This window comes from Rhodovarius crocodyli (assembly GCF_004005855.1).
Taxonomy (GTDB): domain Bacteria; phylum Pseudomonadota; class Alphaproteobacteria; order Acetobacterales; family Acetobacteraceae; genus Rhodovarius; species Rhodovarius crocodyli.
The window spans coordinates 43,402-52,616 of sequence record NZ_SACL01000006.1 but is presented as its reverse complement, the minus strand read 5'-3'; the positions used below and the strand labels follow the sequence as shown (position 1 = coordinate 52,616).

The 9,215-nt window shown below is 69.9% G+C and carries 12 protein-coding genes and 1 tRNA gene; 4 read left to right on the top strand and 9 right to left on the bottom strand.

Going from position 1 to position 9,215, the window contains the following annotated elements:
- Positions 1-71 precede the first annotated feature (71 nt).
- Both EOD42_RS17030 and EOD42_RS17025 read left to right on the top strand, forming a co-directional pair.
- Positions 72-1,061 carry a Bug family tripartite tricarboxylate transporter substrate binding protein gene (locus tag EOD42_RS17030; protein ID WP_127788774.1) on the top strand — a complete coding sequence of 330 codons (990 nt, stop codon included), beginning with the start codon at positions 72-74 and terminating at the stop codon, positions 1,059-1,061.
- Positions 1,021-1,896 carry an alpha/beta hydrolase gene (locus EOD42_RS17025; protein ID WP_127788773.1) on the top strand — a complete coding sequence of 292 codons (876 nt, stop codon included), beginning with the start codon at positions 1,021-1,023 and terminating at the stop codon, positions 1,894-1,896. Before EOD42_RS17030 ends, EOD42_RS17025 begins: the two co-directional genes overlap by 41 nt.
- Here EOD42_RS17025 and EOD42_RS17020 read toward each other — a convergent pair.
- The 9 genes from EOD42_RS17020 to EOD42_RS16980 all read right to left on the bottom strand — a co-directional run bounded on the left by EOD42_RS17020 (position 1,893) and on the right by EOD42_RS16980 (position 8,105).
- On the bottom strand, positions 1,893-2,054 hold the full coding sequence (locus tag EOD42_RS17020; RefSeq protein ID WP_127788772.1) for a DNA gyrase inhibitor YacG: 162 nt from the start codon (positions 2,052-2,054) through the stop codon (positions 1,893-1,895). The two genes, EOD42_RS17025 and EOD42_RS17020, sit on opposite strands and share 4 nt — an antisense overlap.
- Positions 2,047-3,114, bottom strand: a complete 1,068-nt coding sequence (locus EOD42_RS17015) for a ribonuclease E/G (RefSeq protein ID WP_240655192.1) — start codon at positions 3,112-3,114, stop codon at positions 2,047-2,049. Before EOD42_RS17015 ends, EOD42_RS17020 begins: the two co-directional genes overlap by 8 nt.
- A gap of 22 nt (positions 3,115-3,136) precedes the next feature.
- Positions 3,137-3,724 (bottom strand): Maf family protein, encoded by a 588-nt coding sequence (locus tag EOD42_RS17010; protein WP_127788770.1) that lies wholly within the window; start codon positions 3,722-3,724, stop codon positions 3,137-3,139.
- Positions 3,725-3,749: 25 nt separating this feature from the next.
- Complete coding sequence (infA, locus tag EOD42_RS17005) at positions 3,750-3,968, bottom strand: translation initiation factor IF-1 (protein WP_127788769.1); 219 nt, start codon at positions 3,966-3,968, stop codon at positions 3,750-3,752.
- Between the two features lie 83 nt (positions 3,969-4,051).
- Entirely contained in the window at positions 4,052-5,347 is a 1,296-nt protein-coding gene (gene hisD, locus EOD42_RS17000) for a histidinol dehydrogenase (protein ID WP_127788768.1), read from the bottom strand.
- Positions 5,344-6,027, bottom strand: a complete 684-nt coding sequence (gene hisG / locus EOD42_RS16995; RefSeq protein ID WP_127788767.1) for an ATP phosphoribosyltransferase — start codon at positions 6,025-6,027, stop codon at positions 5,344-5,346. The genes hisD and hisG overlap by 4 nt, the downstream gene beginning before the upstream one ends.
- 4 nt (positions 6,028-6,031) lie before the next feature.
- The gene (gene murA / locus EOD42_RS16990; RefSeq protein WP_127788766.1) at positions 6,032-7,291 is read right to left on the bottom strand and encodes a UDP-N-acetylglucosamine 1-carboxyvinyltransferase; all 1,260 of its coding nucleotides are present in this window, start codon (positions 7,289-7,291) and stop codon (positions 6,032-6,034) included.
- A gap of 6 nt (positions 7,292-7,297) precedes the next feature.
- Complete coding sequence (gene dcd, locus EOD42_RS16985; protein ID WP_127788765.1) at positions 7,298-7,852, bottom strand: dCTP deaminase; 555 nt, start codon at positions 7,850-7,852, stop codon at positions 7,298-7,300.
- Between the two features lie 73 nt (positions 7,853-7,925).
- Entirely contained in the window at positions 7,926-8,105 is a 180-nt protein-coding gene (locus EOD42_RS16980) for a hypothetical protein (RefSeq protein WP_127788764.1), read from the bottom strand.
- Between the two features lie 110 nt (positions 8,106-8,215).
- Between EOD42_RS16980 and EOD42_RS16975 the strand changes: the two genes are divergently transcribed.
- Positions 8,216-8,668 carry a pyridoxamine 5'-phosphate oxidase family protein gene (locus EOD42_RS16975; RefSeq protein WP_127788763.1) on the top strand — a complete coding sequence of 151 codons (453 nt, stop codon included), beginning with the start codon at positions 8,216-8,218 and terminating at the stop codon, positions 8,666-8,668.
- 69 nt (positions 8,669-8,737) lie between these two features.
- A tRNA-Thr gene (locus tag EOD42_RS16970) sits at positions 8,738-8,812 on the top strand.
- The last annotated feature ends 403 nt before the right edge of the window (positions 8,813-9,215 follow it).

Genomic DNA, 9,215 nt, shown 5'->3' with positions numbered 1-9,215 from the left:
CACGGAATCTGGCGCGTTCCCCGGCGCTGTGCCATGGTTGGTGCAACGTTTGAATAACGGGGAACCTGTCCATGATCGATCGCCGCACGGCCCTTCTGGCGCCGTTCGCAGCGCCCGCGCTGCTTTCCGTATCCGCACGCGCCCAGGCGCCGAGCTGGCGCCCGCCCGGCCCCGTGCGCATCGTCATCAACGCGGCCCCGGGCGGCACGACGGACATCATGGGCCGCATGCTGGCCCAGCATCTGGGCACGCGCTGGAACATCCAGGTCGTGGCCGACAACCGTTCGGGCGGCGGCGGCACCATCGGCTCGGCCGAGGCCATCCGCACCGCGCCTGACGGCACGACGCTGCTGTCCAGCAACATCGGGCCGAATGCCATCGCCTATTCGCTGTTCCGCAACCTGCCTTACCGGCCGGATTCCTTCGCGCCTGTCGGCAACATGATCCGCGGGCCGAACGCGCTGCTGGTGCATCCCTCGATCCCTGCCCGGACGGTGCCGGAATTCGTGGCTTATCTGAAGGCGAATCCGGGCCTGCCCTATGGTTCCTCGGGCGTCGGCCAGTCCCCGCACCTCTCGGGCGTGTGGTTCACCCAGCTGACGGGCACCGAGGCCACCCATGTGCCGTTCCGCGGCGCGGGTCCGCTCATGGTCGACCTGATCGCCGGCAACGTGAAGTTCAGCTTCGACAACCTGACCAGCAGCGTGCAGCAGATCCGCAGCGGCCAGGTGCGTGCGCTGGGCGTGACCAGCGCCGACCGCAACGCCCAGATGCCGGAACTGCCGCCCATCCGCGAGACGATGCCGGAACTGGCGCCCTATGACGTGAACACCTGGTTCGGCATTTTCGCCCACGCGAACATGCCGCGTGAGGCCATTCTCGCGTATAATGCCGAGATCAATTACTTCCTGGGCCTGCAGGAGACGAAGACGCGCTTTGCCCAGATGGGCGGCGTGCCGATGCCGGGCACGCCCGAGGATTTCGGGAATTTCGTGCGTTCCGAGATGGAGAAGTGGGGTGGTGTCATCCGCCGCGAAGGCCTGCAGATGGACGTTTCCTGAGCTGACGCGCCGGACGGCGCTGCTGGGCCTGGCCATGCCCGGCGTTGCCTGCTCGGCCGCGCCGACCGCACGTTTCAAGGTCGATACCCCGGAGGAGACGGCGCGCGGCGGCGTGCTGTCCGCCTGGGTCTATCGCCCGGCGGGCTGGGCGCCCGGCGGGCGGGTGGTGGCCGTGCTGCACGGCGCCAGCCGCAACGCCGATGGCTATTGCGATACCTGGGCCCCCCATGCCGAGGCCGCCCAGGCGCTGCTGGTCTGCCCGGATTTCTCGCGGCAGGCCTATCCGGGCGGCGCTGCCTATAATGAGGGCGGGGTGCCGGGCCATCCGCCCGCCTATCTGGCCCTGCCGCGCCTGATGGCGGCGGTCCGGGCCGGGCAGGGCGATACCGGCAACCGGCCCTTCGACTGCTACGGCCATTCGGCGGGCTCGCAGTTCCTGCACCGCTTCCTGCTGCTGTGCGGCGCGCCGGGCGCGGGCAGGATGGTCTGCGCCAATGCGGGCTATTACAGCTTTCCCAGCATGGAGATCGCCTGGCCCTATGGGCTGGGCGGGGTGGGCGATGCCGCGGTCCTGCGCGCGGGCCTGTCGCGCCCGCTGACCGTGCTGCTGGGCGAGGCCGATACCGACACCCGTCACCCGCAGTTGCGCCAGACGCCGGAGGCCAATGCGCAGGGGGCTTATCGCCTCGCGCGCGGGCGGGCCTTTTTCGCGGCGGGGCGCGATGCCGCATCCCGGCTCGGCGTGCCCTTCGGCTGGCGCCTAGGCACCGTGCCCGGCGTGGCGCATTCCAACGCGGGCATGGCGCCCGAGGCGGCGAAGGCGCTCTGGGGCTAGGCCCCGTCGTCTTCCTCACCCGGCGGCTGCGCGGGCACCGAGTAGCTCTCGGTCAGCCACTTCCCCAGATCGACCTGCCGGCAGCGCGCCGAGCAGAAGGGCTTGAACGCCAGAACCGCGGGCTTCTGGCAGATCGGGCAGGGCTTGGCATCAGTCATGGATCGCGGGCTCCCCGACGGCGAGGGTGATGGGATGGCCGGCGCCCGCCTGGAACTCCTCCAGCGCGCCGGGCAGGTCGCGCAGGGCGTCCAGCGTCGCGCCGGGGGCTGACAGGACCAGGCGGCGGTGCGGCGTGGCCGCGGCCTCGCGCGCGGCCTGGCGCAGCAGGGCCAGCCCCTGGGCCAGCGGTCCGCGCAGGGTCTCCGCCAGCGGCGGATGGATGCGCGCGCGCCTGATCTCGAACAGGCCGAGCGGCCCGGTGCCCAGCAACTCCGCCAGCGTGTCCGGGCGCAGGGCGGCGCGAAGGGGCTCCTCCAGCAGCGCGCGCTCCTTGGCGGGCAGGCCCGCGATGTCCAGCAGGATGGCGCCGGCCAGGTTGCGCAGGCGGATCTGCCGCGCGGCCTCGCTGATCGCGGCCTCGTTCAGGCGGCGCTGGGCCAGCCTGTCCGTGCTGCCGGCCGCGCTGCCGGCATCCACGTCCAGCGCGGTCAGCGCGTGGGTGGTTTCGATACGCAGCGTGCCGCCGCCGGGCAGGGGCGCAGCGGGCAGGGCCAGGGCGTCGAACTCGGCCTCCAGCGCGTCGTCGAAGGCGCGGGGTGTGTAGGTGGCGCCGGGTTCCAGCCGGTCGTCGGCCAGGAAGGCCGCGTCCGGGAAGGCGGCGCGCAGGCGTTGGGCCGCACCGGGGCCGCGTTCCAGCAGGCCGGGCTCGCGGGCCGCCAGCGGGGGCGCGCGGCGCACGGACAGGCGTGGGCCCTTCAGCCCTTGCGCCGCGCGGGTCACGCGACAGACCACCAGCTGGCCTTCCTGCACGGCCTCCCGCAAGGGGCGGCGGTCGCGGCTGGCCTCGGATTCGGGAAGGAAGCCGGTGCTGCCGTCGGGCATCAGGATGAAGGCACCGGCCATGGCGGGTGCCAGTGTCGCCACCCGCGCCGCCACGACATCGCCCACCCCATCGGGGCGGGCGGGCCGCTCCACCCAGGCCTCAGCCAGCACGCCGTCGCGCAGCAGGGCCACCCGCCTTTCCCCCGGCGAGCGGGAGACGCGGATCTCGATGCTCACGGCTTCAGCCAGTGGTTATCGTTCACGGCTTTAGCCAGCCGATGCCGCGCAGCAGCTGCGCGGTCTCGAACAGCGGCAGCCCCACGATGTTGGACCAGGAGCCCGACATGAAGCGGCAGAACATCTCGGCCTGGCCCTGGATGGCATAGCCGCCGGCCTTGCCCTGCCATTCGCCGGAATCGACATAGGCCGCCATCTGCTGCGCCGTCAGCCGCTGGAAGGCCAGGATGGACTCGACCAGCCGCGTGCGCAGCTTGCCGTCGGGCGACAGCAATGCGACCCCGGTATAGACCCGGTGCCGGCGGCCCGAGAGCAGTTCCAGGAATGCCCGGGCCTCCTCCGCGTCCCTGGGCTTGCCCAGGATGCGCCGGCCCACCCCCACCACTGTGTCGGCGGCCAGGATCAGTTCACCCGCCCCGTCTTCGCTCACTTGCGCGGCAGCCATGGCCTTGCCGGCCGACAGCCGCTGCGCCAGCTGGCGCGGCAACTCGGTCTTTCCGGGGGTTTCGTCGATGTCAGCCGCCCGCACCGCGTCGGGTGTCACCCCGATGCGTGCCAGAAGTTCCAGCCTGCGAGGACTGGCGGAGGCCAGGATGAGGGGAGGGCGCATGATCGCCGTCTCCACCTGGTACGAGCTACTTGAAGCGGAAGGTGATGCGGCCCTTGGTCAGGTCATAGGGCGTCATCTCGACATTCACCCGGTCACCGGCCAGCACGCGGATGCGGTTCTTGCGCATCTTGCCCGAGGTATGGGCGAGGACCATGTGGTCGTTGTCCAGCTTCACGCGGAACATGGCGTTGGGCAGAAGCTCAACCACCTGGCCGCTGAACTCCATCATGTCTTCCTTAGACATGCATATTGATCATTCGAATGCGCCTTTCGGGCGTTAGTTGAGGGGATTTGCGGCGCGGAACATGGTTCCCAACCGCGTCAAGGTCAAGTCGGACGATTGAGGCGCAGCCGCTGGGCCACACTTTCGGCATGCGCGGTCAGGCCTTCGGCCCGTGCGAGGGCCACCGCGGCGGGGCCCACGGCCTCCAGCGCGGCGCGGTCGGCCTCGACCCAGGTGGTCCGCTTCAGGAAGTCGAACACCGACAGGCCGGAGGCATAGCGGGCCGAGCGGCCGGTGGGCAGCACGTGGTTCGGACCGGCCACGTAATCGCCCACGGCCTCCGGGCACCAGGGGCCCAGGAACGCGGCACCCGCATGGCGGATGCGGCTGAACAGCGCGCGCGGCGCGTCCACCATGATCTGCAGATGCTCGGGCGCCAGGCGGTTGGTCAGTTCGCAGGCCTCGTCCCAGTTGCGCACCAGCACCACGGCGCCGTGGCGGCGCCAGCTCTCGCCCGCGATACCGGCACGGGGCAGGGTGGCCAGCGCCTGTTCCACCGCCTGCACCACCGCCTCGGCGAAGGCCGCGTCATCGGTGATCAGGATGGATTGGGCGGCCTCGTCATGCTCGGCCTGGGCCATCAGGTCCATCGCGACATGGGCCGCGTCGTTGGAGGCATCGGCGATCACCACGACCTCGGAAGGCCCGGCGATCGAATCGATGCCGACGCGCCCGAACACCTGGCGCTTGGCCTCGGCCACATAGGCGTTGCCAGGGCCGGCGATGCGGTCCACGGGCGCGATGCTCTCGGTGCCCCAGGCCATGGCGGCGATGGCCTGGGCCCCGCCGACGCGCCAGAGTTCAGAGACGCCCGCGCGGCGGGCGGCGGCCAGCACCAGGGGGTTGGTCACGCCGTCGGGCGTCGGCACGCACATCACCACCCGGCCCACGCCGGCGACACGCGCCGGAATGGCGTTCATCAGCACGGAGGACGGATAGGCCGCCTTGCCGCCCGGCACATAGAGGCCCACGGCATCCAGCGCGCCCCAGCGCATGCCGAGCGTGAGGCCCTGCGCGTCCTTCATCTCCAGGTCGGCCGGCATCTGGGCGCGGTGGAAGGCCTCGATGCGGGCGGCGGCCAGGTCCAGCGCCTCCAGCAGGGCGGGCTCCACGCTCGCCTCGGCCTCGGCCAGCTCGGCGTCGGTGATGCGCAGCGCGCCCGGCTTCCAGCGGTCGAAGCGCTGGGTGTAGTCGATCAGCGCCGCGTCGCCGTTGGCCCGCACATCCGCGATGATGGCCGAGACGGCGGCATCCACCTTGGCGGTGGTCTCGCGCGCCTGCTCGATCAGCGCCGCGAAGCGCGGCTCGAAATCGGCCTCGGTGGTCGAAAGCCGGATCACTGGATGGCCCCCCGGAAGCGGGCGAGCAGCGCGCCCATCTCATCCGGCATGGTCTTCAGCGCGCCGCGATTGACGATCAGCTTGGAGGTGATCTCGGAAATCACCTCGGTCTCGGCCAGGCCGTTGGCCTTCAGCGTGCCGCCGGTCTGCACCAGGTCCACGATGACGCGCGCCAGGCCCATGGAGGGGGCGAGCTCCATCGCGCCGTTCAGGTGGATGATCTCCGCCTGCACGCCCTTGGCCGCGTAATGGCGGCGGGCGATGTTCGGATACTTGGTGGCGACCGAGATGCGCGACAGGCGCGCGGTGTCCAGCGGCTCGGCGCCCACCGGCTCCGCGACCGACACGCGGCAGCGGCCGATGCCGAGGTCGAGCGGCGCGTACAGCTCCTTGTAGTCGAACTCGTCCAGCACATCGCCGCCCGCGACACCCAGATGCGCGGCCCCATGGGCCACGAAGGTCGCGACATCGAAGCTGCGCACGCGGATCACCTCGACATTCGCATCCGCCGTCTCGAAGCGCAGGCGGCGGCTGCTCTCCTCATAGCAGTCGGGCGCGGGGGCCAGGCCCGCGCGCTCCAGCAGCGGCAGCAGCTCCTTCAGGATGCGGCCCTTGGGCAGCGCCATGATGAGCGGGGCGGTGACCGTCGCGATCTGGGGGGAAGACAGGGGGAGGTCCATGGGATCAGCTCAGTCGTTCGATATCGGCGCCCACGGCAGCCAGCTTCTGCTCCAGCTGCTCATAGCCGCGGTCGAGGTGATAGACGCGGTTCACGATGGTCTCGCCGCGCGCGGCAAGCCCGGCCAGCACCAGCGAGATGGAGGCGCGCAGGTCGGTCGCCATGACCGGCGCGCCCGACAGCGAGGGCACGCCGCGCACGATGGCGCTCGATCCATGGACGTTGATGCGCGCGCCCATGCGGTTCAGCTCGGGCACATGCATGAAGCGGTTTTCGAAGATGGTCTCCGTCACCATGCTGGCGCCCTGGGCCAGGCACATCAGGGACATGAACTGCGCCTGCATGTCGGTGGCGAAGCCGGGGAAGGGCTCGGTCACCACATCGACGCCGTGCAGGCCGTTGAGGCGGCTGATGCGCAGGCCGGCCGGTTCCTCGTTCACGCCCACGCCTGCTTCGCGCAGCACGCGGGCCACGGTGCCCAGATGCTCCAGCCGCGCGCCGGCCAGCAGCACCTCACCGCCGGTGATGGCGGCCGCACAGGCGAAGCTGCCGGCCTCGATGCGGTCGGGCAGCACGGGGTGCTGCGCGCCGGTCAGGCTGGTGCTGCCCTGGATGCGCAGATGGCCGGTGCCTAAGCCCTCGATGCGCGCGCCCATGCGCATCAGGCACAGGGCCAGGTCCTCGATCTCGGGCTCACGCGCGGCATTGACCAGCTCGGTCTCGCCATCGGCGAGGGCCGCGGCCAGCATCAGGTTCTCGGTCGCGCCCACGCTGACCACGGGGAAGATGATGCGCGCGCCCTTCAGGCCGCCCTCGGGCGCGCGGGCCTCGATATAGCCTGCCTCGACGGTGATGGTGGCCCCCATGGCCTCCAGACCTTTGAGGTGCAGGTCCACGGGCCGGGTGCCGATGGCGCAGCCGCCGGGCAGGGAAACCCGCGCGATGCCGTGGCGCGCCACCAGCGGCCCCAGCACGAGCACGGAGGCGCGCATCTTGCGCACGATGTCGTAGGGGGCCTCGTTCGAGGTCGCGCTGCCGTTCATGACCAGGGTCTTGGCGGCCTTGTCATGCTCGACGGACAGGCCGAGCTGGCGCAGCAGGGCCGACATGGTGGCCACGTCGGCCAAATCCGGCACGTTGGACAGGTGCAGCGGGCTGTCGGCCAGCAGGGCCGCCGGCATGAGGGCAAGGACGGCGTTCTTGGCGCCGGAGACGGGGATGGTGCCGTTCAGCGAACGGCCGCCGCGGATGCGGATACGGTCCATGATGCTTCAGAGCCTCGGCAGGGCCACGCCGCGCTGGCCCATGTATTTGCCGGCACGATCCGCGTAGCTGACCTCGGGCGCGCCTTCGCCCTTCAGGAAGATGAACTGGCAGATGCCTTCATTGGCATAGACCTTGGCGGGCAGGGGGGTGGTGTTGCTGATCTCGATCGTCACCTGGCCCTCCCATTCGGGTTCCAGCGGCGTCACGTTCACGATCAGCCCGCAGCGGGCATAGGTGGATTTGCCGAGGCAGATCACCAGCACGTCGCGCGGGATGCGGAAGTATTCCACCGTATGCGTCAGCACGAAGGAATTGGGCGGGATGATGCAGACATCCTGCTTGCGGCTGACGAAACCCGTATCCGAGAAGGATTTGGGGTCCACCACCGCATTGTCCACATTGGTGAAGATCTTGAACTCATCGGCCGAGCGCGCGTCATAGCCGTAGGAGGACAGGCCGTAGCTGATGATGCCCTCCCGCTTCTGCGCGGGAGAGAACGGCTCGATCATGCCATGTTCCTCCGCCATCCGGCGGATCCAGGTATCGGGCATGATGGGCATGGCGGAACTCCCCCTCAGGGTTCGGGCTGCGACGGTCTAGTCCACTGCCCGGGGGGCGGCAATGGCGGGAAAATCAGGTCTGGGGCTTCGTTTCGGCTTGGCTGGGGTCGGGGGCGGGGGAATCGGCACGGGCGCGGGCCTGGGCCTTGCGGCGGCGCAGGTTCTCGCGCAGGGCGGCGGCCAGGCGGGCCTCGCGCTCATCGCCGCCCTTGGGGGCGGGGGTCTTCGCGGCTTGGGCGTCAGGGGCGCTCATGGGGCGCATGGATGCCTTCTTCCGGCCCGCCCCGTCAACGTTGCTGTGGCGGATAGGTGGGTGACCGGGGCGGCCCTGGGGCGTTCCCCCCAGGAAGGAGGACCAAGCCCATGACCATGACGATCGAACAGGTTTCCGAGAAGATGCGCGACATCGACTATGCGATGCTGGTGACGCGCACGAAGGGCGGCGCCGTAGCGGCCCGGCCGATGAGCAACAACCGCGATGTCGAATACGACGGCGATTCCTGGTTCTTCACCGAGGAATCGGCCCTGATGGTGAGCGACATCACCGCCGATCCGCATGTGAACCTGAGCTTCCAGGGCACGTCCGGCCTGCTGGGCATGCGGCCGTTCTTCCTTTCCGTCAGCGGCCGCGCGGCGCTGATCCGCGACAAGGCGCGATTCGCCGAACACTGGACGAGCGATCTGGACCGCTGGTGGCCGCAGGGCATCGACACGCCGGGCATCGTGCTGATCAAGGTGCGTGCGGAGCGCCTGCATTACTGGGATGGCGAGGAGGAGGGCGAGGTTCCGCTGATCTCGCGCCTCGCGGCCGAGTAGGAGGGGATTTGCGGTGCGGGAGGGGGCTTGCCAACCGGCAGGCACCCCCTTAGAAGGCGCCGCAACGCTGCTGCCGTAGCTCAGTGGTAGAGCACTCCCTTGGTAAGGGAGAGGTCGAGAGTTCAATCCTCTCTGGCAGCACCATCAACTCATTGATATTGCTTGGTCCGTCGAGGTTATCCGGGCCCGGCATTGTCCGCAAGAGTGCGCCCAGAGTCGCAAATACGCGCTCCGATCCGTGCAAAATCCGTGCAGTCGTGCAGGTGGGGAATCACGTTCTGTTCTCGACTTCCCACCCCGCCCCGGCTAGAATGCTGGGGCTGCGGCGGCTGGCCGACCTAGGCCTAGGCGCTACTCTGGTGTTGGGTGTGGGGCATCCGTTCGATCCGGTAGCCCGGCGCTGTAGGGAACCCGCCGCAGTTTCAGTTTGGGGAACACGGCACTGGGGGACGCCTCGGGCACGCTCTCCGGGCGGGAGATATGGGGGATCGCCTCAGAAGGCCCGTCGAACCCGCGCCGTCGGTTTACCGGCGGAACCCCGTGTCGC

Coding starts and splice junctions, on each gene's coding strand:
- murA (WP_127788766.1), bottom strand. CDS start 7,291: ATGGACCGTATCCGCATCCGCGGCGGCCGTTCGCTGAACGGCACCATC.
- infA (WP_127788769.1), bottom strand. CDS start 3,968: ATGTCTAAGGAAGACATGATGGAGTTCAGCGGCCAGGTGGTTGAGCTT.
- EOD42_RS16980 (WP_127788764.1), bottom strand. CDS start 8,105: ATGAGCGCCCCTGACGCCCAAGCCGCGAAGACCCCCGCCCCCAAGGGC.
- EOD42_RS16975 (WP_127788763.1), top strand. CDS start 8,216: ATGACCATGACGATCGAACAGGTTTCCGAGAAGATGCGCGACATCGAC.
- dcd (WP_127788765.1), bottom strand. CDS start 7,852: ATGCCCATCATGCCCGATACCTGGATCCGCCGGATGGCGGAGGAACAT.
- EOD42_RS17020 (WP_127788772.1), bottom strand. CDS start 2,054: ATGACTGATGCCAAGCCCTGCCCGATCTGCCAGAAGCCCGCGGTTCTG.
- EOD42_RS17030 (WP_127788774.1), top strand. CDS start 72: ATGATCGATCGCCGCACGGCCCTTCTGGCGCCGTTCGCAGCGCCCGCG.
- hisG (WP_127788767.1), bottom strand. CDS start 6,027: ATGGACCTCCCCCTGTCTTCCCCCCAGATCGCGACGGTCACCGCCCCG.
- EOD42_RS17010 (WP_127788770.1), bottom strand. CDS start 3,724: ATGCGCCCTCCCCTCATCCTGGCCTCCGCCAGTCCTCGCAGGCTGGAA.